Annotated in this window: 19 protein-coding genes; 13 read left to right on the top strand and 6 right to left on the bottom strand. The window is 70.1% G+C overall.

Annotated features, from left to right (window positions below):
• Nucleotides 1-176: 176 nt before the first annotated feature.
• The 3 genes from gcl (at nucleotide 177) to ACIOD1_RS15425 (ending at nucleotide 4,255) form a co-directional block, all read left to right on the top strand.
• Nucleotides 177-1,964 (top strand): glyoxylate carboligase, encoded by a 1,788-nt coding sequence (gene gcl, locus ACIOD1_RS15435; protein WP_365619299.1) that lies wholly within the window; start codon nucleotides 177-179, stop codon nucleotides 1,962-1,964.
• 291 nt (nucleotides 1,965-2,255) lie between these two features.
• On the top strand, nucleotides 2,256-3,323 hold the full coding sequence (locus ACIOD1_RS15430) for an agmatine/peptidylarginine deiminase (RefSeq protein WP_401902645.1): 1,068 nt from the start codon (nucleotides 2,256-2,258) through the stop codon (nucleotides 3,321-3,323).
• Complete coding sequence (locus tag ACIOD1_RS15425; RefSeq protein ID WP_365619293.1) at nucleotides 3,320-4,255, top strand: nitrilase-related carbon-nitrogen hydrolase; 936 nt, start codon at nucleotides 3,320-3,322, stop codon at nucleotides 4,253-4,255. The genes ACIOD1_RS15430 and ACIOD1_RS15425 overlap by 4 nt, the downstream gene beginning before the upstream one ends.
• A gap of 421 nt (nucleotides 4,256-4,676) precedes the next feature.
• Here ACIOD1_RS15425 and ACIOD1_RS15420 read toward each other — a convergent pair whose 3' ends face one another.
• From ACIOD1_RS15420 to ACIOD1_RS15410, 3 genes are all read right to left on the bottom strand, one after another.
• Nucleotides 4,677-6,134 (bottom strand): catalase, encoded by a 1,458-nt coding sequence (locus ACIOD1_RS15420; protein WP_365619404.1) that lies wholly within the window; start codon nucleotides 6,132-6,134, stop codon nucleotides 4,677-4,679.
• A 233-nt stretch (nucleotides 6,135-6,367) separates the two neighbouring features.
• On the bottom strand, nucleotides 6,368-7,258 hold the full coding sequence (locus tag ACIOD1_RS15415; protein WP_365619290.1) for a 2-hydroxy-3-oxopropionate reductase: 891 nt from the start codon (nucleotides 7,256-7,258) through the stop codon (nucleotides 6,368-6,370).
• A 75-nt stretch (nucleotides 7,259-7,333) separates the two neighbouring features.
• Nucleotides 7,334-8,167: a TIM barrel protein gene (locus ACIOD1_RS15410; RefSeq protein ID WP_365619287.1), complete on the bottom strand. Its 834-nt coding sequence runs from the start codon at nucleotides 8,165-8,167 to the stop codon at nucleotides 7,334-7,336.
• 126 nt (nucleotides 8,168-8,293) lie between these two features.
• On the opposite strand from ACIOD1_RS15410, the gene ACIOD1_RS15405 reads away from it, so the two are divergent.
• From ACIOD1_RS15405 to ACIOD1_RS15365, 9 genes are all read left to right on the top strand, one after another.
• Nucleotides 8,294-8,545, top strand: a complete 252-nt coding sequence (locus ACIOD1_RS15405) for a hypothetical protein (protein WP_401902641.1) — start codon at nucleotides 8,294-8,296, stop codon at nucleotides 8,543-8,545.
• Nucleotides 8,542-8,940, top strand: a complete 399-nt coding sequence (locus ACIOD1_RS15400) for a helix-turn-helix domain-containing protein (RefSeq protein ID WP_365619281.1) — start codon at nucleotides 8,542-8,544, stop codon at nucleotides 8,938-8,940. The genes ACIOD1_RS15405 and ACIOD1_RS15400 overlap by 4 nt, the downstream gene beginning before the upstream one ends.
• A 153-nt stretch (nucleotides 8,941-9,093) precedes the next feature.
• Nucleotides 9,094-9,609, top strand: a complete 516-nt coding sequence (gene uraD / locus ACIOD1_RS15395; protein ID WP_365619279.1) for a 2-oxo-4-hydroxy-4-carboxy-5-ureidoimidazoline decarboxylase — start codon at nucleotides 9,094-9,096, stop codon at nucleotides 9,607-9,609.
• A gap of 7 nt (nucleotides 9,610-9,616) precedes the next feature.
• Nucleotides 9,617-10,006 carry a hydroxyisourate hydrolase gene (uraH, locus tag ACIOD1_RS15390; protein WP_365619276.1) on the top strand — a complete coding sequence of 130 codons (390 nt, stop codon included), beginning with the start codon at nucleotides 9,617-9,619 and terminating at the stop codon, nucleotides 10,004-10,006.
• Nucleotide 10,007: 1 nt separating this feature from the next.
• Nucleotides 10,008-10,931, top strand: a complete 924-nt coding sequence (gene pucL / locus ACIOD1_RS15385; RefSeq protein WP_365619273.1) for a factor-independent urate hydroxylase — start codon at nucleotides 10,008-10,010, stop codon at nucleotides 10,929-10,931.
• A 194-nt stretch (nucleotides 10,932-11,125) separates the two neighbouring features.
• Nucleotides 11,126-12,529: an 8-oxoguanine deaminase gene (locus tag ACIOD1_RS15380; RefSeq protein WP_365619269.1), complete on the top strand. Its 1,404-nt coding sequence runs from the start codon at nucleotides 11,126-11,128 to the stop codon at nucleotides 12,527-12,529.
• A 358-nt stretch (nucleotides 12,530-12,887) separates the two neighbouring features.
• Nucleotides 12,888-14,279 (top strand): nucleobase:cation symporter-2 family protein, encoded by a 1,392-nt coding sequence (locus tag ACIOD1_RS15375; protein ID WP_365619266.1) that lies wholly within the window; start codon nucleotides 12,888-12,890, stop codon nucleotides 14,277-14,279.
• A gap of 545 nt (nucleotides 14,280-14,824) precedes the next feature.
• A complete protein-coding gene (locus tag ACIOD1_RS15370; RefSeq protein ID WP_365619263.1) occupies nucleotides 14,825-15,898 on the top strand; it encodes a saccharopine dehydrogenase in 1,074 nt (357 codons plus the stop codon).
• 92 nt (nucleotides 15,899-15,990) lie between these two features.
• On the top strand, nucleotides 15,991-16,827 hold the full coding sequence (locus tag ACIOD1_RS15365) for a class I SAM-dependent methyltransferase (RefSeq protein ID WP_401902636.1): 837 nt from the start codon (nucleotides 15,991-15,993) through the stop codon (nucleotides 16,825-16,827).
• Between the two features lie 12 nt (nucleotides 16,828-16,839).
• Here ACIOD1_RS15365 and ACIOD1_RS15360 read toward each other — a convergent pair whose 3' ends face one another.
• The 3 genes from ACIOD1_RS15360 to ACIOD1_RS15350 form a co-directional block, all read right to left on the bottom strand.
• Nucleotides 16,840-18,036, bottom strand: a complete 1,197-nt coding sequence (locus ACIOD1_RS15360; RefSeq protein ID WP_401902635.1) for a GDSL-type esterase/lipase family protein — start codon at nucleotides 18,034-18,036, stop codon at nucleotides 16,840-16,842.
• 309 nt (nucleotides 18,037-18,345) lie between these two features.
• Complete coding sequence (gene aceB, locus ACIOD1_RS15355; RefSeq protein WP_365619256.1) at nucleotides 18,346-19,965, bottom strand: malate synthase A; 1,620 nt, start codon at nucleotides 19,963-19,965, stop codon at nucleotides 18,346-18,348.
• A 273-nt stretch (nucleotides 19,966-20,238) separates the two neighbouring features.
• Entirely contained in the window at nucleotides 20,239-20,883 is a 645-nt protein-coding gene (locus ACIOD1_RS15350) for a nucleotidyltransferase family protein (protein WP_365619253.1), read from the bottom strand.
• A 237-nt stretch (nucleotides 20,884-21,120) separates the two neighbouring features.
• Between ACIOD1_RS15350 and ACIOD1_RS15345 the strand changes: the two genes are divergently transcribed.
• The gene (locus tag ACIOD1_RS15345) at nucleotides 21,121-22,608 is read left to right on the top strand and encodes a PLP-dependent aminotransferase family protein (RefSeq protein WP_401902632.1); all 1,488 of its coding nucleotides are present in this window, start codon (nucleotides 21,121-21,123) and stop codon (nucleotides 22,606-22,608) included.
• The last annotated feature ends 4 nt before the right edge of the window (nucleotides 22,609-22,612 follow it).

Genomic DNA, 22,612 nt, shown 5'->3' with positions numbered 1-22,612 from the left:
GGGCGGTCCGCCTGGTCATTTGTACAACTCGCCGAACGAGATGCGCCTTTTGGTGTGTTCCGGGGTCTCGCACCGCCTTGACGTGCGCGGGACCGACGCTTAGCTTGTTCCGTATAGCAGAACAAAACTTCCGGATTACGGAAAACGCCTGACCGCCAGACCCGCAGGAGAACTCGATGCCTCGTATGACAGCCGCCGCCGCTGCAGTGGAGATCCTCAAGCTTGAGGGCGTTGATCAAGCGTTCGGCGTCCCCGGCGCTGCGATCAACCCGTTCTACCGCGAGCTCAAGAACGTGGGCGGCATCGCGCACACCCTGGCCCGCCACGTCGAAGGCGCCTCGCACATGGCCGAGGGGTACACCCGCGCCAAGGCGGGCAACATCGGCGTCTGCATCGGCACCTCGGGTCCGGCCGGCACCGACATGATCACCGGTCTGTACTCGGCCATCGCGGACTCGATCCCGATCCTGTGCATCACCGGTCAGGCCCCGGTCTCGAAGCTCCACAAGGAAGACTTCCAGGCCGTCGACATCGCCTCGATCGCCAAGCCGGTCACCAAGAAGGCCACCACCGTCCTGGAGGCCGCCCAGGTTCCGGGCGTGTTCCAGGAGGCCTTCCACCTCATGCGTTCCGGCCGCCCGGGCCCGGTCCTGATCGACCTCCCGATCGACGTCCAGCTGACCGAGATCGAGTTCGACCCCGAGACCTACGCGCCGCTGCCGGTCTACAAGCCGCAGGCCACCCGCGCCCAGGCCGCCAAGGCCCTGCAGTTCCTGCTGGAGTCCGAGCGCCCGCTGATCGTCGCCGGTGGCGGCATCATCAACGCCGACGCCTCCGACCTGCTGGTCGAGTTCGCCGAGCTGGTCAACGTCCCGGTCATCTCCACCCTCATGGGCTGGGGCACCATCCCGGACGACCACGAGCTGGCCGCCGGCATGGTCGGTGTGCAGACCGCGCACCGCTACGGCAACGCCACGTTCCTGGAGTCGGACGTCGTCTTCGGCATCGGCAACCGCTGGGCCAACCGTCACACCGGTTACAACCTGGACGCGTACACCAAGGGTCGCAAGTTCATCCACGTCGACATCGAGCCGACCCAGCTCGGCAAGATCTTCGCCCCGGACTTCGGCATCGCCTCCGACGCCAAGGCCGCGCTGGAGCTCTTCATCGAGATCGCCAAGGAGCTGAAGGCCGAGGGCAAGCTGCCCGACTTCAGCGCCTGGACCGCCTCCGCCCAGGACCGCAAGGCGACGCTGCAGCGCCGCACGCACTTCGACAACATCCCCCTGAAGCCGCAGCGCGTCTACGAGGAGATGAACAAGGCCTTCGGTCCGGAGACCCGTTACGTCACCACCATCGGTCTCTCCCAGATCGCGGCCGCGCAGTTCCTGCACGTCTACCGTCCGCGCAACTGGATCAACTGCGGCCAGGCCGGCCCGCTCGGCTGGACCATCCCGGCCGCCATCGGTGCCGCCACGGCGGAGCCGGAGACCCCGATCGTCGCGATCTCGGGCGACTACGACTTCCAGTTCATGATCGAGGAGCTGGCGGTCGCCGCCCAGCACAAGGTCCCCTACGTCCACGTCCTCGTGAACAACGCCTACCTCGGTCTGATCCGTCAGGCGCAGGGCGGCCTGGGCATCAACTTCGAGGTCAACCTCGAATTCGAGAACATCAACACCCCCGAGCTGGGTGTCTATGGTGTCGACCACGTCAAGGTCGCCGAGGGCCTGGGCGTCAAGGCCATCCGCGTCACCGACCCGGACAAGCTGGGCGAGGCCTTCGAGGAGGCCAAGAAGCTGGCCCAGGAGTTCCAGGTCCCGGTCGTCGTCGAGGCCATCCTGGAGCGCATCACCAACATCGCGATGAGCAAGACGGTCGACATGAGCGACGTCACCGAGTTCGAAGAGCTCGCGACCGAGCCGGGTCACGCCCCGACCGCGATCCGCCCGCTGTCGGTCTGACCCCGCCGGTTCGACCCCACGGGTCTGACCTCGTGGGCCTGACCCCGCCGGTTCGACCCCACGGGTCCGACCCGACAGGTCCGGCCCCGGTCTGACAGCAGCGCACGGCCCCCGTTCCTCCCTGAGGAGGAGCGGGGGCCGTCGTGCGTTCCGTCGGCTCGGCCGCTCTTGACCGCACCTTTCGGTCGGACACCCCTTGACTGGCCTTTCGGTCAGGTCGCACGATGGCGGGAGCCAATTTCCTGACTGGATTTTCAGTCAGGATCTGTGAGACCGAAGGAGACCGCACCGATGACAGCGACGACCACCCGTGCTGCCAGGACGGGCCGCATGCCCGCCGAGTGGGCCGAACACGAGGCCTGCCTGATGGTCTGGCCGACCCGCCCCGAGCTGTGGGGTCCCGCCTTCGAGGCGGCCAAGCGGGAGTACGCCGCCGTCGCCCGCGCCATCTCCGCGTTCGAGCCCGTCGTCATGATCGCCGCCCCGGGCCGGGGCGACGAGGCGCGTGCCGCCTGCGACGCGGGCGACGCCGTGCGGGAGGGGGCCCACCCCATCGAAGTCATCGAGCTCCCCGTCGACGACTCCTGGGTGCGCGACTCCGGACCGATCTTCGCCCTCACCCCGGACGGCGGTCGCGTCGGAGTCGACTTCCGCTTCAACGCCTGGGGCGAGAAGCACCACCCCTGGAGCGCCGACGACAAGCTCGCCTCGCTCCTCCTGGACCGCCTGGGCGACCCCCGCGTCCACTCCTCCATGATCCTGGAGGGCGGCTCCCTCACCGTCGACGGCGAGGGCACGCTCATCACCACCGAGCAGTGCCTCCTGCACCCCAACCGCAACCCCCGCATGAGCCGTGCCGAGATCGAGGACGAGCTGCGGCGCCGGCTCGGAGTGGAGAAGATCGTCTGGCTCCCGTACGGAGGCCTGGAGGACACCGAGACCGACGGCCATGTGGACGGGGTCGCCGCCTTCGTCGGGCCCGCCCGGGTGGTCGTCTCCCTGCCGGAGGACCCCGCACACCCCGACTACGCCCGGATGCGCGCCAACCTCGCCGTCCTGGAGGCGTCCACCGACGCCCGCGGCCGTGCCTTCGAGGTCGTCGCCGTCCCGCAGACCACGCACGGCGAGGTCGCCGGCGTGCCCGTCGAGGTCGGCTACCTGAACTTCTACCTCGCCAACGGCGGTTGCGTGGTCCCCGTCGGCGGCGACCACCCCGAGAGCGACGCCGCGGCCCTCGCCGTACTCGCCTCCGCCCTGCCCGGCCGCAAGGTCGTCGGCGTGCCCACCCCCGTCCTCGCCTACGGCGGAGGCGGCGTCCACTGCATCACCCAGCAGCTCCCGAAGGCGGCCCGCGCGTGACCTCGTACGAACTCCACACCTCCTTCGGCTCCCCCCTGGGGTCTCCGGCCCGCATGCGGCCCGCCGAACGCGAACCGCTGCGCGTCGGCCTCGTCCAGACGCGCTGGCACGCCGACGAGGACCGGCACGACGACCGGCTGCGCGAGGGTGTGGCCGTGGCCGCCGAACAGGGCGCCAAGGTGGTGTGCCTGCCGGAGCTGACCCGCAGCCCCTACTTCTGCAACACCGACGACCCGATGGCCGACGGCGCCGCCCGGTACCTGGAGGACGTCGAGGACGGCCCCACCGTCCGGCTGGCCGCAGAACTGGCCACCGGGCTGGGCATCACCGTCCACGCCTCGCTCTACGAGCGCGCCGGGGACGGCGGCCTCGGATACAACACCGCCGTCTGTGTGGACCCCGACGGCAAGCTCATCGCCCGCACCCGCAAGAACCACATCCCGGCCTTCCCCGGGTACCGCGAGGACCTCTGCTTCCGCCCCGGCGACAGCGGTTTCCCGGTGGTCGCGCACGAGGGGGCCCGCTTCGGCTTCCCCACGTGCTGGGACGAGTGGTTCCCCGAGCTGGCGCGCGCGTACGCCCTGCACGGCGCGGAGATCCTCGTGCACCCCACCGCCATCGGCTCCGAGGTGGACCTCCCCGCCTTCGACACCCGGCCGATGTGGGAGCACGCCATCAGCGCCAACGGCCTGTCCAACGCGCTCTTCATGATCGTGCCCAACCGGGTGGGCACCGAGGGCCGTTCCACCTTCTACGGCTCCTCCTTCATCTCCGACCCCTACGGCCGCGTCCAGATCCGCGCCCCGCGCGACCGCGAGGCCGTCCTCGTCGCCGACCTCGACCTCGACCAGCGCCGCGACTGGCTGGAGTTCGGCCTCCTCCAGACCCGCCGCCCGGAGCTGTACGGTCAACTCACCGAACCCCTCGCGTAGTGCCGCCCGGCCCCCGCGGGCCGGGAACGACAAAGCGCCGAGTCACGGGACCGTCCGTGACTCGGCGCTCTGGTTTGATACCGCCCGACGGTGCGAGGCTGGCGCGACAGGACGTTCGCACCGCCGGGCGGAGACTGTGGGGAGGGGATCGCTCCGCCATGTACAGGGGGCTCTGTGCGTGGCTCCCTGTATATAGAGGAGAAGAGTGGCTGGGACCGCGACGGGCGGTGACGAGAACTCCGGCGTCGTCTCCCTCAGGTCAAGAGACGGGCCTCGGAACCCATTACCACCGCACTGGCTCACACGCCCGTCGCGGTCCTCGTCCTGCCCTCGCCGCGTACCACCCCTCATCCGGGTTCGCGGGTCGGGCTCAGCACCCGGAACCTGACCTCCCGTCAGGTCCCCGGTACAGTTGTGGGGCTCAGGCGTCGCGCAGGGCGCGAACGGCCTCCTCGACGCGCTTGCCGTAGTCGGCGTCCGCGGCGTGGAAGTGAGCCAGGTTCTTCTCGATGACGTGCTCAAGGGTGACCTGCGAGAGGCCGCCCGCGATGTTCGCCACCAGACGCTGCTTGGCGTCCTCGGACATCAGGCGGTAGAGCTCACCGGCCTGGAAGAAGTGGTCGTCCTTGGTGTGGGCCGGAGCCTCGTGGGTGCCCGTGTAGCCGGAGACGGCCTTCGGGGCGCCCAGCGCCAGACCGGTCTCGGCCGGACCCTGGTACGAGTTGGGCTCGTAGTTCTTGTCGTGGCGTGAACCGTTGCGCAGCGCCATGACACCGTCGCGGCCGTAGTTCTCGGCCTGCGTCGCCTTCGGGGCGTTGACCGGCAGCAGGGTGTGGTTCACACCGAGGCGGTAGCGCTGGGCGTCGGCGTACGCGAAGAGGCGGCCCTGGAGCATCTTGTCCGGCGAGGCGGTGATGCCCGGGACGAAGTTGTTCGGGGAGAAGGCCGACTGCTCGACCTCGGCGAAGACGTTGTCCGGGTTGCGGTCGAGGACCAGACGGCCCACGCGCTGCAGCGGGTAGTCGCTGTGCGGCCACACCTTGGTGACGTCGAACGGGTTGAAGCGGTAGTCCGCGGCCTCGGAGGCCGGCATGACCTGGACGTAGAGGGTCCAGCTCGGGTTCACGCCGCGCTCGATCGCCTGGACCAGGTCGGTCTGGTGCGAGTTGCCGTCCTTGCCGACGAGCTCGGCGGCCTGGTCGGAGGAGAGGCTGCGGATGCCCTGGTTCGTCTTGAAGTGGTACTTGACGAAGAAGGCCTCGCCCTGGGCGTTGGTCCACTGGTACGTGTGGGAGCCGTAGCCGTTCATGTGGCGGTAGGACGCCGGGATGCCGCGGTCACCCATCAGCCAGGTGATCTGGTGCGTCGCCTCGGGGGCGTGCGCCCAGAAGTCCCAGACGTTGTCCGGCTCCTGCTTGCCCGTGAAGGGGTCGCGCTTCTGGGAGTGGATGAAGTCGGGGAACTTGATCGGGTCCTTGATGAAGAACACCGGGGTGTTGTTGCCGACGAGGTCGTAGTTGCCCTCTTCGGTGTAGAACTTCAGCGCGAAGCCGCGGGGGTCACGGACGGCGTCCGCGCCACCGAGCGAGTCCGCCACGGTGGAGAACCGCAGGAAGGTCTCGGTCTTCTTGCCGACCGTGTTCAGGAACGCGGCGCTGGTGTACGCGGTGACGTCGTCGGTCACCTCGAAGTGACCGTACGCGGCGGAGCCGCGGGCGTGGACCACGCGCTCCGGGATGCGCTCGCGGTTGAAGCGGGCGAGCTTCTCCAGGAGCTGCTGGTCCTGGACCAGAAGGGGGCCACCGACGCCGGCGGTAGCGGAGTTCTGGTTGTCGGCGACCGGGGCGCCAGACTCGGTCGTCAGCGTGCGCTTCGACATGGTGACCTTCCGTACGGGGAACTGCTGACGGAATCCGTCTTCCGTCATGCGGAACAGCCTAATTTCGGCGTGAACGCGACGTCAACAGTTTGTTGAAAAGAAAGATTGAGGAGAGGTAATCCGGACGGTGCCGGCACTTGGGCGCGACAGGACAGGTGTCAGCACCGGCACCATCCGGAAACTCAGGTCCCCGCGAGCGGGGAGGAGCGCGGCCCGGCGAGCGGGCCGCGGGCTCAGATCTGGGCGCCGGAGAGGCGCTCGACCGCGCGGAGCAGCGCGGAGTGGTCCAGGCCACCGTCACCCTGGGCGCGCAGCGAGGCGACCAGCTGGGCGACGACCGCGCCGACCGGGAGGGCCGCACCGACGTTGCGGGCGGCGTCGGTGACGATGCCCATGTCCTTGTGGTGCAGGTCGATCCGGAAACCGGGCTTGAAGTCGCGGTTCAGGAAGTTGTCCTTCTTGCGGGTCAGGACCGTGGAGCCGGCCAGACCACCGTTGAGGACGTCCAGGGCCGCGGCGAGGTTCACGCCGGACTTCTCCAGGAAGACGACGGCCTCGGCGCACGCCTGGATGTTCACCGCGACGATGAGCTGGTTCGCGGCCTTGACGGTCTGGCCGGAGCCGTGCGGACCGCAGAGCACGATGGTCTTGCCGAGGGTCTCCAGGATCGGGAGGGCCTCGTCGAAGTCGGCCTGCTCGCCACCCACCATGATCGACAGGACGGCCTCGATGGCACCGGCCTCGCCGCCGGACACCGGGGCGTCGATGACGCGGATGCCCTTCTCGGCGGCGTTCTTCGCGAGGTCGATCGAGGTCTGGGGGGTGATCGAGGACATGTCCACGATCAGCGCGCCGGACTTGGCGTTTTCGAGGATGCCGTTCTCACCGTAGGAGATGGCCTCGACCTGCGGGGAGGCGGGCACCATCGTGATGATGACGTCGGCGTCCTTGACGGCCTCGGCGATCGAGCCGGCCACGCCGCCGCCGGCGGCGGCCAGGCGGTCCAGCTTGTCCTGCTCCAGCGTGAAGCCGGTGACCGTGTAGCCGGCCTTCAGCAGGTTCTCGGCCATGGGGGAGCCCATGATTCCGAGACCGATCCAGGCGATCTTGGGGAGGTTGCTCATGATGAGGGTCCTTCTCTTAATGCTTTGTACGAAAAGTGCGGGGGGTGCCTGGCTGAACGCCTGGACTTTTCCGCCCTACTGAGCGGCGCGGGCCTCTGCCGGAAGCCAGGCGAAGGACGCGGCGGCGTCGGCCGCCTTGTACTCGAGGCCTACGTAGCCCTCGTAACCGGCCTTCTTGAGCTGGTCCAGGAGCGCCTCGAGAGGCAGCTCGCCGGTGCCCGGGGCACCGCGTCCGGGCTTGTCCGCGATCTGGACGTGGCCGGTCTTGGCGGCGTACTTTTCGATGACCTCGGAGAGGTCCTCATCGTTCATCGCCAGGTGGTACAGGTCGAGCAGGAACTTGGCGTTCCCGAGGCCGGTGGCCTCGTTGACCTTGTCCACCACCTCGATGCCCGCCGGGGCGCTCACCAGGGGGTAGAGCGGCGACTCGGGCTTGTTGAGGGTCTCGATCAGGAGGATCGCACCCACGCGGTCGGCGGCCTGGGCCGCCACGACCAGGTTCTTGAGGGCCAGCTCGTCCTGGACCGCCGGGTCCACGCCCTCGACGCGGTTGCCGTAGAGGGCGTTCAGCGCCTTGCAACCGACGGAAGCCGCGAAGTCCGCGGCCACGTTGATGTTGGCGTTGAAGCGGTCCGACTCCTCGCCGGGGACCGAGACCGCACCGCGGTCCGGGCCCGGCAGTTGGCCGGCATAGAAGTTCAGGCCCACCAGCTGGGTGCCGGCGTCCTCAAGAGCCTTCTTGAGGGCGTCCAGCTCCGACTGGGCGGGGGTGGGGGTCTCGATCCAGGGCCACCACAGCTCGACCGCGGTGAAGCCCGCCGCGGCGGCGGCCGCGGGGCGCTCCAGGAGCGGGAGTTCCGTGAAGAGGATCGACAGGTTCACATCGAAGCGCTGGTCCGTGTATCCCATGAGGGGTGTGCGCTCCTTCCGTATCGCGGAAGTCATTTTCTACTTGGTGGAAGACTGCATGGGATTCCGCGTGGATGTCAAGTGCGGGCTCCCGGAAAATCGGGACAGAGCAGTAGGTTGACCAGCGTGCGATTGAGAGTGGAGTTCACGACCGAGCCCTTCGATCTTGAAGAGGCCCCCGCCCATGCCCTGGCCGCCCGCGAGGTCATCCAGACGGCTCAGCTCGACGCGTTGGACGTCGGACCCTTCGGCAACACCGCCGAGGGCGATTCGGAACGGGTGCTGAGCGCGGTGGCGGCGCTGCTGCGCGACTCGCTGGAGGCCGGGGCGACGCGCGTCTCGGTCCAGGTGAACGTGATCGGGGGGGACACCCCGTGACCGACCCCCGAGACCACCCCTTCGTCACCGCGGTCAAGCCGCTGGTGGACGCGATGGGCGGCGAGCTGATGGATCCCGCGCTGGCGCAGCCCGACGACGTGGTGTTGTCGTGGGAGGGCAGGGACCTGCTCGCCGTGCGCCTGCCGCAACTCTCCGACTCGCTGGACCACATCCTGGCGGCGCTGGAGCGCCGGCACGGCGTACCGTTGGCCCAGCTCGACCGGAAGGCCAAGCAGGACGTGGTGCGCATACTCGAGGCGCGCGGCGCCTTCTCCGTCCGGCACGGCGTGGAAACGGTGGCGGGAGCCCTGGGCGTAAGCCGTTTCACGGTCTACAACTACTTGAACAGGGACGCGAACACCGCGACGGGACCGGCGAAGACCAGCCAAGAGTAAAGGTCGATTCACCCACCGTGACGAGCCGCCGCCCAATTCACCCGGGCGGCGGCTTTTGTGTACGGGAAGTTTCAACAAAGTGTTGACGCCGTGTTGTCGAGAGCGTTAGCTATGCGCAGCCCGTCCAGCAACAACAGGCCACGGAGGCCTACCGTGACTTCGAGTCCGACCCCGGGTCTCACCCGGTTCAACGCCTTGGATGACAGCGCGGCCACGGCCGAGCTGCACGAGGTGTGCGCCAGCTCGGCGTGGGGCGGCAAGCTTCTCGCCCAGCGCCCCTTCGCCACCACCGAAACCCTCTTCGCCGCGAACGAGGCCGCCATGGCGGAGCTCACCGCGGACGACCTGGGCGAGGCGATGGGCGGCCACGCGCCGATCGGCCGGCCGAAGCCGGGAGACCCGACCTCCGCCCGCGAGCAGCGTGGCATGGCCGGTGCCTCGGAGGAGCTCAAGACCGAGCTCCTGGAACTGAACCTGGCCTACCAGGAGAAGTTCGGCCACGTCTTCCTCATCTGCGCCACCGGTGCGACCGGTGCGTTCATGCGGGACGCGGTCAAGGTCCGGATCGAGAACTCGCCGGAGCGGGAGCGCGAAATCGCCCGCGGTGAGCTCGTCAAGATCAACAAGATCCGCCTGACCCGCCTCGTCGAACTCGCAGAAGGAGAGTGACCCGCGTATGAGCACCGAGACCACCGCGTCGGTGTCCACACACATCCTGGACACCAGCATCGGCAAGCCCGCCGAGGGCGTCGCGATCTCCCTCTCGGCCCGTACGGGCCTGGACGGAGCGTGGACGTCCCTGGGTGGGTCCGCCACCGACGCCGACGGGCGTTGCAAGGACCTGCCGGCGCTGCCGGAAGGCACCACTCACGTGCGTCTCGATTTCGAGACCGAGACGTACTTCTCCAAGAAGCAAGCCGAGGCGCAGCAGGACGCCCCCCGCGTAAGGGACAGCGGTGCGTTCTTCCCCGAGGTCACCATCACGTTTTCGGTGAACCCGGGCGAGCACTACCACGTACCGCTGCTGCTCAACCCGTTCGGCTACTCCGTTTACCGAGGGAGCTAGCATGGCCACGATTCTGGGCCAGAACCAGTACGGCAAAGCAGAGAACCGCGTCGTCAAGATCACGCGGGACGGCGACACCCACCACATCAAGGACCTGAACGTCTCGGTCGCCCTCTCCGGCGACATGGACGACGTGCACTACTCCGGTTCGAACGCGAACGTCCTTCCGACGGACACCACCAAGAACACGGTGTACGCGTTCGCCAAGGAGTACGGCATCGAGTCCGCCGAGCAGTTCGGCATCCACCTGGCGCGTTGGTTCGTCAACAGCCAGGAGCCGATCCAGAAGGCGCGCATCCGGATCGAGGAGTACTCCTGGTCCCGGATCGCCACCTCGGACGCGAACTCGAAGTTCATCGGGTCCGACGAGGTGAACCACTCCTTCGTCCGTGAGGGCGGGGAGACCCGGGTCACGCAGATCACGTACGACGGTCAGAACTGGGAGGTCATCTCCGGCCTCAAGGACCTGACCGTCATGAACTCCACGAACTCCGAGTTCTGGGGTTACGTGAAGGACAAGTACACGACCCTGAAGGAAGCGTACGACCGCATCCTCGCCACCCAGGTGTCGGCCCGCTGGCGCTTCAGCTGGTCGGACGACGACCAGCGGATGCCCAACTGGGAGAAGTCCTACGCCGAGACCCGCAAGCACATGCTGCAGGCCTTCGCGGAGACCTACTCGCTGTCGCTCCAGCAGACCCTGTACCAGATGGGTTCGCGCATCATCAACCACCGTTCGGAGATCGACGAGGTTCGCTTCTCGCTCCCGAACAAGCACCACTTCCTCGTCGACCTGGAGCCCTTCGGCCTCAAGAACGACAACGAGGTCTACTTCGCCGCGGACCGCCCGTACGGTCTGATCGAGGCTACTGTCCTGCGTGACGGCGTTGACGCCCGCATTCCCGTGGACATGACCAACCTGTAGTGCGGCACACCCGCTCCGGGGCTCCGCAGTTGCCCCGGGGCGGGCACACCCCCCCCGCAGAACTTCCTGAATCGGCACCCGGACGCACCACACGGGGCGGCAGTACTGTCAGCTGCCAAGGCCCCCGGCTCCGGCACTCAAATCCCCTGGGTTTTGCCGTGCCCGCACCGCCACTGAAAGCACGAGGAAGTCCCATGGCAGCATCGGCAGCCCCTGACAGCGCCGTCGAGCGCATCGTCATCGAGAACTGTGCGATTGCGACCGTCGACGCCAATGACACCGAGTACGCCTCGGGCCATGTGGTCATCGCCGGTAACAAGATCGAGTCCATCGGCGCGGGCAAGGCCCCCGAGAACCTCGTCAACGTCGTTCGTCGCATCGACGGCACCGGGCACCTCGTGACCCCCGGTCTGGTCAACACGCACCACCACTTCTACCAGTGGATCACGCGTGGCCTGGCCACCGACCACAACCTCTTCAACTGGCTCGTCTCGCTGTACCCGACCTGGGCGCGCATCGACGAGCAGATGACGTACACGGCCGCGCAGGGCTCCCTCGCCGCGATGGCCCGCGGTGGTGTGACCACCGCGATGGACCACCACTACGTCTTCCCCAAGGGCTCCGGCGACCTGTCCGGCTCGATCATCCGCGCCGCGTCCGAGATGGGTGTCCGCTTCACCCTCGCCCGCGGCTCGATGGACCGCAGCGAGAAGGACGGCGGCCTGCCGCCGGACCACGCGGTCGAGACGCTCGAAGGCGCACTCGCCGACACCGAGGCGACCGTGAAGAAGTACCACGACGCCTCCTTCGACTCGATGACCCAGGTCGCCGTCGCCCCCTGCTCCCCCTTCTCGGTCTCCACCGAGCTGCTGAAGCAGGGCGCCGAGCTGGCCCGTCGCCTGGGTGTGCGCCTGCACACGCACGGCTCCGAGACCGTCGAGGAAGAGCAGTTCTGCAAGGAACTGTTCGGCATGGGCCCGACCGACTACTTCGAGTCGACCGGCTGGCTCGGCGAGGACGTGTGGATGGCGCACAGCGTCCACATGAACGACTCCGACATCGCCGCGTTCGCCCGTACCAAGACCGGTGTCGCGCACTGCCCGTCCTCCAACGCCCGTCTGGCCGCCGGCATCGCCCGCGTCCCGGACATGCTGGCCGCCGGCGTACCGGTCGGCCTCGGTGTGGACGGCACCGCCTCCAACGAGTCCGGCGAGCTGCACACCGAGCTGCGCAACGCGCTGCTGATCAACCGCCTGAACCCGGTCCACCGCGAGCGCGCCCTCAACGCGCGCCAGGCCCTGCGCCTGGGCACCTTCGGTGGCGCCCAGGTCCTCGGCCGCGCCGACAACATCGGCTCGCTGGAGGTCGGCAAGTGCGCCGACCTGGTCCTGTGGAACCTGAACACCTTCCTGCACTCGTCCATCGCCGACCCGGTCACCGCCCTGGTCTTCGGTGCGGCTGCCCCCGTGACGGCCTCGTTCGTCAACGGCAAGCAGATCGTCGACAACAACCGACTCCTCTTCGCCGACGAGGACGCCATCGCCGTGTCCACCCGGGAAGAGGCCCAGCGCCTCGCGCGGATCTCCGCGCAGGCCTGATCCCACGGAGTCCGGTCGCGGGGGACGGCCCTCGACCGGCGGCCGCGGATCCGAGCGGGATCCGCGGCAGCTGTTCCCGGGAAGCGCCCGAGGAGAGATCCGAAGGCGTTCCCGGGAGCGGTGACTCGTGCCGACCACCTTGTAGCCGGCGCACCCCTCGTGCCACCGCCATGGCACAGCCAGGCCTCGGGCCGGCGGGCAATCAGCGTGGAACGACTCGGGCGAATCGTTTCCGCACCCCTTGGGACATCACCTTCGCAGCACCCCACAACTCCATACAGGCTCGACTAGCTCAGCTTTCGCACCACCTCCCAGACACCCACGTCCCTGCCGACGTGTTACCCGACCGGAGGAAGCCGTGGCCGCAACGCCCAGGTTTCGCAAAGACGCAGTCGCAGTACCGGAGGAGAAGCACCCGGTCGACGAGACCTTGCCTCCGCTGAAGATGTTCACGAGCGGACTCCAGCACGTCGCAGCGATGTACGCCGGAGTCGTCGCCCCGCCCATGATCGTCGGCCCCGCCGTCGGACTCTCCGCCACCGAGACCGCCTTCCTGATGGGCGCCTCGCTTTTCACCGCAGGGCTCGCCACGCTCCTCCAGACCCTCGGGATCTGGAAGATCGGCGCCAAACTCCCCTTCGTCAACGGCGTCTCCTTCGCCGGTGTGACCCCGATGATCGCCATCGGAAAGGGGGAGGGGGACAATGCCATCCCCATCATCTTCGGCGCGATCATCGTCGCCGGAGTGGTCGGCTTCCTCGCCGCCCCTTATTTCGGCAAGCTCGTCCGCTTCTTCCCGCCCGTGGTCACCGGCACCGTCATCACCCTGATCGGTGTGTCGCTGCTCCCGGTTGCCTTCAACTGGTCGCAGGGCGGGAACAAGACCGCCACCGACTACGGATCGATGCGCAACATCGGCATGGCCGCCCTCACCCTGGCCATCGTCCTGGTGATGCGCAAGTTCCTGCGGGGCTTCCTCCAGCAGATATCGATCCTGCTCGGCCTCGTCGCCGGCACCCTCATCGCGCTGCCGCTGGGCATGACCAACTTCGACGCCGTCAGCAACGCGGACATCGTCGGGTTCCCGACGCCCTTCCACTTCGGCGCGCCCCAGTTCCAGCTGGCCGCCATCATCTCGATGTGCATCGTCATGCTCGTTTGCATGACGGAGTCCACCGCCGACATCCTGGCCCTCGGCAAGATCGTCGGCCGTCCGGCGGACGCGAAGACCATCGAGGGCGGCCTGCGCGCCGACACCCTCGGCAGTGCGCTCAGCCCCCTGTTCAACGGGTTCATGTGCAGCGCCTTCGCACAGAACATCGGGCTCGTCGCGATGACCAAGGTGCGCAGTCGCTTCGTGGTCGCCGCCGGCGGCGGCATCCTGATCCTGCTGGGTCTGTGTCCGATGGCCGCCTCCGTCATCGGGGTCGTCCCGCTGCCCGTCCTCGGCGGCGCGGGAATCGTCCTCTTCGGCTCGGTCGCGGCCAGCGGCATCCAGACCCTGGCCGGCGCGGCCATGGAGAAGGGCGAGAACGCCCTGATCGTCGCCGCCTCTGTCGGCATCGGCCTGATCCCGATCGCCGCCCCCGGCTTCTACCACGCCTTCCCCAAGGACCTGCTCGTCGTCCTCGACTCCGGCATCAGCACCGGCTGCGTGGTCGCGATCGCCTTGAACCTCGCCTTCAACCACCTCGGTGCCAAGAAGCAGGGCGTGGAACAACCCGCCGGAGAACCGGTCCTGGTGCACTGACGGGTGCCCCGGCCGGAAGACCGGCGAGCATGCGGCGGTGCGTACGCCACCCACTGCGGGTGTGGCGTCCGCACCGCCGCACGCGTGTGTCCGCCACCGCGCGGCGCGTCACCTGTCCGCCCAATCCGCTGCGTGTAGCGCGAGTTCACCGCAGCCGTGCGGATCGGCGGCGGTGATCGTGCACGGCTGTCGGGGCGGACGGTCGGGGGCGCCCCGACAGGACGCCGACCCCGAGGTGCTGCCGGTGCTCGGCGGGTGCGGGGAACTCGGGCCACACGCACCCGAGTTGGTCGCGCATGGACGGGCCGTCCGGCCTCGGCTGCGGATCCCGGCCGCGGCCCCGTGCCCGCCCGTACCCCGCCGCTGCCCCCGCCGGCGGAGCCGCGGGACCGGGGAGTCTGAGCCGGGCGGGACGGGGGTGGGCGCGCGGGGCCGCAGGGCCCGGAGTTCCGGCCCCCGCGCGGCGTGCGCCGTATACGACGCGGAAAGACATCGCATGAGCGCGGACCTGATCCCACCCCTCTGCACGGACAGGTGGTACAGCCATGGCAGGAAACCCTCAGCTCTGGATGCGCAGCGAAACCCGCCCCACCGAACGGCGGGCCCCCCTCACCCCCCAGGACGCCGCCCGGCTCGTCGAGCGCGGCGTTCGGATCACCGTGGAGGACTCCGTCCACCGGGTGTTCCCCCTCGCCGACTACGCGGCCGCGGGCTGCGACCTCGCCCCGGCCGGATCCTGGGCGGGGGCCGCGCCCGAAGCGGCGTACGTCCTCGGGCTGAAGGAACTCCCGCCCGCGCCCGTGCGGTTGCACCACCGGCACGTGTACTTCGGGCACGCCTACAAGGGGCAACCGCAGGCCCCCGGGCTGCTGCGCCGGTTCGCCTCGGGCGGGGGGACCCTCCTGGACCTGGAGTACCTCGCCGACGAGCGGGGCCGCCGACTGGCCGCCTTCGGCTACTGGGCCGGCTACGCGGGCGCCGCCCTGGCGGCCCTGCACGCCCGGGGCCGGCTCACCGCCCCGCTGGTCCCGACGCCCCGCACGGAACTCGACGCCCGCTTACGGGAGGGCGTGCCGGCGCGGGCGCCGCGCGCCCTGGTCATCGGGGCGGGCGGACGCAGCGGGCGCGGCGCCTGCGACGCGCTGAGCACCGCCGGGATCCAAGTCACCCGCTGGGACCGCGCCGCCACCCACCGGCTGGACCGGGCCGCGCTGCTCGACCACGACATCCTGGTCAACGCGGTGCTGAGCACCCGCCCGGTGCCGCCCTTCCTGACGCCGGCCGATCTCGGCCCGGGGCCCCGCAGGCTCTCGGTGATCGCCGACATCACCTGTGACACGGGCTCGGACCTGCACCTGCTCCCGGTCTACGACCGCCTCACCGACTGGAACGAGCCCGTTCGCAGGGTGAGCGCGCAAGGCCCGCCGCTCGACGTGATCGCCATCGACAACCTGCCGTCCCTTCTCCCGGCGGAGGCGGCCCGCGACTTCTCGGCGGACCTCCTGCCCAAGCTCCTCGCCCTCCAGGCCCCGGACCCGGACCCGGACTGGCTGCGCTGCCACGCGGCCTTCACCATCGCCATGGCCGCCCTCACCGAGGACCCCGGCCGGGCCGCCTGACCCGCCTTCCCGGGGCCCGGCGCCCGTACTGCGACCCCGCCGGGGCGCGCCTACGCTGGCAGGAGGGGTCCGGACGAGCCCGGGAGGCAGCCATGTCCGAGGCGATCGAGAGGGCCGGGGCGGACCGCGCGCTGAAGGACCGGCACCGGGCGATGTGGGCCCTGGGCGACTACCCGTCCGTGGCGGATCACGTGATCCCGCGAGCCGGCGCCGAACTCGTGGGGGAGTGCGGTGTGCGCAAGGGGGACCGCGTCCTGGACGTGGCGGCGGGCGCCGGCAACGCGGCCATCCCCGCCGCCCTGGCCGGGGCGCACGTCGTGGCGAGCGACCTGACGCCCGAACTGCTGGAAGTGGGGCGGGCCCTGGCCGGGGCGCTCGGCGTCGAACTGGAGTGGCGCGAGGCCGACGCGGAGCACCTCCCCTTCGCGGACGGGGAGTTCGACGTGGTGATGTCCTCCTTCGGCGTCATGTTCGCCCCGCACCACCAGAGCGCCGCCGACGAGCTGGTCCGCGTCTGCCGCTCCGGGGGGACGGTGGGCCTGTCCAACTGGACCCCCCAGGGCTTCGTCGGGCGGATGTTCGCGACGATGAAGCCGTACGCGCCGCCCCCGCCCCCCGGGAGCGCTCCTCCACCCCTGTGGGGGGAGGAGGAGCACGTGTACGGGCTCCTCGGCGACCGCGTCACGGACGTGGACGCGCGCCGGAGGACCGTACGGGTCGACGCGTTTCCGGGACGGGGAGACTTCCGCGCCTTCTTCAAGGCCTGCTACGGACCGACGGTCGCGGTCTACCGCGCCATCGGCGACGATCCGGACCGGGCGGCGGCGCTGGACCGGGAACTGGACGCCCTGGCCGAGGAGAACACCCGCGGCGGGGTCATGGAGTGGGAGTACCTCCTCCTCACGGCCCACCGGACGGCCACCGCCTGACCCGATCGCGGCCTACGGCACGGGCGTCAGGTACATCCCGCTCTGGTCGCCGCCCGGCGTGTTCCTGCAGCCGGCTCCGGAGCCGGCGGGCTGGGCCACGGCCAGGGCCAGGCAGCGCCCGAGGGCGAGTTGGCCGAAGTGATTCGGGTGCATGGACTCCTGGACCAGGCCCTGGGTCTCGTTGTTGTCGATCCAGCGCGCCCACTCGCTGACCTTGGCCGACGCCGGCACGGAGGAACTGACCTGCTTGGCGGCCTTCGCGCAGACCTCGCGCCCCTGCAACATGTCCTTGAGGTCGAGGAACTGGACGCCCTTGGCCGCGGCCACGGCCTTGATGCGGCCGGCGATCTGCGGCACGAGGGAGTCCCGTGCCCAGTCCGAGTCCCGGTTCCAGAAGGGGCAGCCGCCGGTGTTGAGCCGGCTCCAGTCGCTCTGGGTGTACCGGTTCTCGGCGCCCCGCGGGATCGGGGAGGGGTACGACTGGAGCACGATCCGGTACGAGGGGTCGGCGTAGCCGGCCGCGCGCATCACGGCGCGGATCTCGTCGACCGACTTGCCGACCCCGGCCATCGCGGCGTCCATCCGCTCGTCGATCCCGGCCTGTTGGTCGTCGTGGCAGTAGGAGCCCCAGAGCACGAAGTCGTACGCGCACTCCTTGATGACGTCGGCGAAGCCCAGGTCGTTGCCGCCGATGGACAGCGCGATGACCTTGACGTTCCGCGAGGCGGCGACGGCGGCGAGCTGGTCCGCCTGCGGGGCCTCGCCCTTGAAGGCGACGCCCCCGTTGGAGGCGCGGAAGACGTTGGCGGAAACGGCGCCCGAGCAGGCCAGGTTGACGGCGGTGTCGGCGATGGCGCCGGCGCTCAGCACCTCGGCCGAGTCCGAGCGGTGGCAGCCGCCGGCGGTGGTCCCGTAGACCTTGGCGGGGTCGTACGCGTTGCCGCCGGTCCAGGCCCGGTCCGTGCCGTTCCTGCTGCCGGTGTTGGTGAGGCTGTTGCCCTTGAACCGTCCGGCCTCGCCGGAGATGTAGCTGTCGCCCATGGACACCACGGCGGTGGGGCCCGTGCCGGGACTGGCGGCCGAGGTGCCCGCCCCGCCGGCGAGCAGTGCGCCCACGACGAGGGGTACGGCCATGGAGGCGCCGGTCAGTCGTCGCACACGACTGCGGGCGGCCCGGTGTTCCTTGCCGGCCTTGCGGAATCCGATCACTGCGGAACTCCTGCGGTCGGCCACGCCGAAACCAGGAACAACTTCGGTGCGTGGCTGGGTAAGTGGGGGTACCGCCGGCGCCGGTGGCATCGGAAAGGTGACACGGCCCCACTTGTTACCGCTAGGTACAGAAAGGTTACGACTGGGTAACGACCGACCGGTCGTTCGGGACCCGAGCCGTTCGCCGGGGGCCTCGGTCCCCCGGAGCGGACGATTCCGTCCGGACACGGCTCCGCCCCCGTCGCCTGCGGGCGGGACGGGGGCGGAGCCGGATTCGACTGCTGTGCGTTTCAGTCGAAGCGGGGGGTGTCAGCCGATGAGCTGGTCGTACGCGGGCAGCGTCAGGAAGTCCGCGTAGTCGGCGTCGAGGGAGACCTGGAGCAGGAGGTCGTGGGCCTGCTGCCACTTGCCGGCCGCGAAGGCCTCCTCGCCGACCTCGGCGCGGATCGCGGCCAGTTCCTGCGCGGCGATCTCGCGGGTCAGCTCGGCGGTGGCGAGCTTGCCGTTCTCGAAGACGACACCGGCGTTGATCCACTGCCAGATCTGCGAGCGCGAGATCTCGGCGGTGGCGGCGTCCTCCATGAGGCCGAAGATGCCGACGGCGCCCAGGCCGCGCAGCCAGGCCTCGATGTAGCGGACGCCGACCTGGACGGCGTTGCGCAGGCCGTCGTAGGTGGGCTTCGCGTCCAGGGAGTCGATCGCGATGAGCTCGCCGGGGGCCACCGAGACGTCCTCGCGCAGCCGGTCCTTCTGGTTCGGCTTCTCGCCGAGGACGGCGTCGAAGGAGGCCATCGCGATCGGGACCAGGTCGGGGTGGGCGACCCAGGAGCCGTCGAAGCCGTCGCCCGCCTCGCGGTCCTTGTCGGCCTTGACCTTCTCGAAGGCGACCTTGTTGACCTCGGCGTCCTTGCGGGACGGGATGAAGGCCGCCATGCCGCCGATCGCGTGGGCCCCGCGCTTGTGGCAGGTCTTGACCAGCAGTTCGGTGTACGCCCGCATGAACGGGGCGGTCATCGTCACCGCGTTGCGGTCCGGCAGGACGAACTTCTCGCCGCCGTCGCGGAAGTTCTTCACGATCGAGAACAGGTAGTCCCAGCGGCCCGCGTTCAGGCCGGCCGCGTGGTCCTTGAGCTCGAAGAGGATCTCTTCCATCTCGTAGGCCGCGGTGATGGTCTCGATCAGGACGGTCGCGCGGACGGTCCCCTGCGGGATGCCGACGTAGTCCTGGGCGAAGACGAAGATCTCGTTCCAGAGGCGCGCCTCCAGGTGCGACTCCGTCTTCGGCAGGTAGAAGTACGGGCCCTTGCCGAGGGCGATCAGGCGCTGGGCGTTGTGGAAGAAGTAGAGGCCGAAGTCCACGAGGGAGCCGGAGGCCGGGCCGCCCTCGAAGCGCAGGTGGCGCTCCTCCAGGTGCCAGCCGCGCGGCCGCATGACGACGGTGGCGAGCTGGTCGGCGGGCTTCAGGGCGTAGGCCTTGCCCGTGCGCGGGTCGGTGAAGTCGATGCGGCGCTCGTAGGCGTCGATGAGATTGAGCTGGCCGAGGACGACGTTCTCCCAGGTGGGAGCAGAGGCGTCCTCGAAGTCGGCGAGCCAGACCTTGGCGCCCGAGTTCAGGGCGTTGATGGTCATCTTGCGGTCCGTCGGACCGGTGATCTCCACGCGGCGGTCGTTCAGCGCGGCCGGGGCCGGCGCGACCTTCCAGTCGCCCTCGCGGACCTGTGCGGTGTCCGGGAGGAAGTCGAGCGTGGAAGTGCGGGCGATCTCCGCTCGGCGCTCGCCGCGACGGGCGAGGAGCTCGGCGCGGCGGGGGGCGAACCGCCGGTGGAGCTCGGCCACGAAGGCGAGGGCCGCTTCGGTGAGGACCTCGTCCTGCCGGGGCAGGGGCTCGGCGTCGACGATGGCCAGCGGGGACGGCGCTGGTGCGGACATATCTGTCACTCCTTCAGCGGCGGTGCCTGGCGGCCGCGGGGAATGCTCGCGCGAGACGGCACGCAGTGCCGTCGGGTGTGGAGAGTTCCGGGTAACGGTCGCGGGCGCCGTCTTCAAGTTCAGGGCGCTTCTGACCAGTGGATAGTAATTTCCTCATGGTGGAAGTTCAATGGTTTGTTGATGTCGAGATTCTCCGAGTCGACAGATTCCGCTTGCCGGTGGCCCTCGGTGCCAGGCCGGTCACGCCCCGCACAAGCGAGACGCCGGCGTCGCTCAGGCCAGATGCGCCAGGTCGGACGGCGTGTCGATGTCGAAGGCCGCCGCGACGTCCCCGCACTCCACCAGCATGACCTCTCCGGCGTGCTCCTTCAGGTGGACCCGCGCGCCGCGGTCCCCGGTGGCCGTCGCCGCGATGTCCGCCCACCGGTCCGACCCGAACAGCACCGGATGCCCGCGCTCCCCGTCGTAGGCCGCCGCCACCAGGCTCGTCGGGGAGACGTAGGCCGCCCGGATCCGGGCCACCGCCGTCGCCCCGATGCCGGGCTGGTCCACCAGCGAGACCAGGGCCGCGCGGGCCCCCGTACCGGCCAGGGACGCCAGGCCCACCCGCAAGGAGGAACCCATGCCCTCCGCCCAGTCCGGGTTGTCCACGACCACGCACCCGCTCAGGTCGGCCCGCTCGCGGACCTCGGCCGCCGAGGCGCCGAGCACCACGTGGAGCGGGCCGCAGCCGGCCTCGCGCAACACGCGCACGGCGTTCTCGACGAGCGGCCGGCCCCGGTAGGGGAGCAGGGCCTTGGGGCGACCGCCGAGGCGGCGCCCACCCCCGGCGGCGAGGAGCAGGCCGGCGATCACCGGTGCCTCCTCGGGGGCTACCGGGGGAGCGGGCGGGGCGGGGAGGTGTTCGGCTGCTGACATGACAGCGATTCTCGCCCCTTCAGGGAGCCGCGGGCACGTCGCAGGAGGCGACCCAGCGCGGCCCCGACCCGCAGCGGCTCCGCGACGCGGTTCTCCGCGGCGATCAGCAGCGCTCGTTCGTCACGGTCGGTGAGCGGGCGGTGCGACATGATGGTCTCTCCTTGCCAATCACGGTCCAATAAGGCGAGTCTGGACCTGGATTGGCCTGGTCGGCAGAGCCAATCGGGGGAGGTTGGCATGGCGAACGGGCGAGTGGTCCACACGGCGGACAGGATGATCGGCAGCCGCCAGCTCGCGGCGCTGCTCCCGGCCGAGGTGGTGGCCCGCCCCGGCTACCGCTCGCTCGCCGACGCCGTCCGCACCCTGATCCTCGACGGCCGGGTCGCCCTGCACGTACGCCTGCCCGCCGAACGCGAACTCGCCGAGGCCGTCGGCGCCAGCCGGGCCACCGTCACCGCGGCCTACGACCTGCTGCGCCAGAGCGGCTACGTCCGCAGCCGGCGCGGCTCGGGCACCTGGACCGAGCTGCCCGACGGCCACGCGCCCGTCGGCGCCCACGCCCTCGTCGGAGCGGGCGGCTACTCCGCCGACGGCGACACCGGCATAGACCTGGCCATCGCCGCCATGGGAGCCCCCGAGGACAGCCTCACCGACGCCCTCGCCCGGGCCGCTGTCCGCCTGCCCCTCCTGGCCCGCAGCCCGGGCTACCACCCCTTCGGGCTGCCCGACCTGCGCGCCGCCGTCGCCGACCGCTTCACCCGACGCGGACTGCCCACCCGTCCCGAGCAGATCCTCGTCACCGCCGGGGCCCAACAGGCCTTCGCCCTCGTCGTCGGCCTGCTCTGCCGCCCCGGCGACCGGGTCGTCACCGAGAACCCGACCTACGCCAACGCCCTCGACGCCCTGCGCCACGCCCGGCTGCGGACCGGGTCCATCGCCGTCTCCGACACCGGCTGGGACCTGGACATCGCCGAGTCCACCCTGCGCCAGACCGTCCCCCGGCTCGCGTACGTCATCCCCGACTTCCACAACCCGACGGGCTCGCTGATGCCACCGGAGCAGCGCCGCCGACTGCTCGACGTCACCCGGGCCACCGGCACCTGGCTGGTGGTCGACGAGACCATCGCCGACATCGCCCTGGACGTGCCCCCGGCCGCCCCGCTGGCCTCGCTCGCCCCGCGCTCCGGCGCCGACCACGTGCTCACCATCGGCTCGCTCAGCAAGACCCACTGGGGCGGCGTGCGCGTGGGCTGGGTCCGCGCCACCGCCAAGCTGATCACCGAGCTGACGGCCCTGCGGGTCTCCGCGGACATGACCGGATCGGTCCTCGACCAGCTGGTGGCCCTCCACCTGTTGGCGGACCTGGACCGGAGCCTGCCCCTGCGGCTCGACCAGCTGCGCGAGCGGCGCGCGGCCCTGGTGGCCTCCCTGGAGCGGCACACCCCCGAGTGGAGCTGGCGGACGCAGCCCGGCGGGCTCTCGCTCTGGGTGGACCTCGGCGAACCGGTCAGCTCCGCCCTGGCCGAACGGGCCGCGGCCGTCGGGGTGCACATCGGGCGCGGAGCCCGCTTCGGCGTGGACCCGGGCACCTTCGAGCACCGCCTGCGGATCCCGTACACCCTGCCCGCCGACCGCCTCGACGAGGGCGTACGCCTCCTCGCGCAGGCCTTCCACGACGGCGTCCCGCTCGCCCCGGGCGTGGAGCGCCCGTACTGGGTGGCCTGACGGG

It is taken from the genome of Streptomyces sp. NPDC088097, assembly GCF_044741845.1.
Lineage (GTDB): Bacteria > Actinomycetota > Actinomycetes > Streptomycetales > Streptomycetaceae > Streptomyces.
Note: the sequence above shows the minus strand (reverse complement) of the source record. Positions and strands in the feature narration are given on the sequence as shown.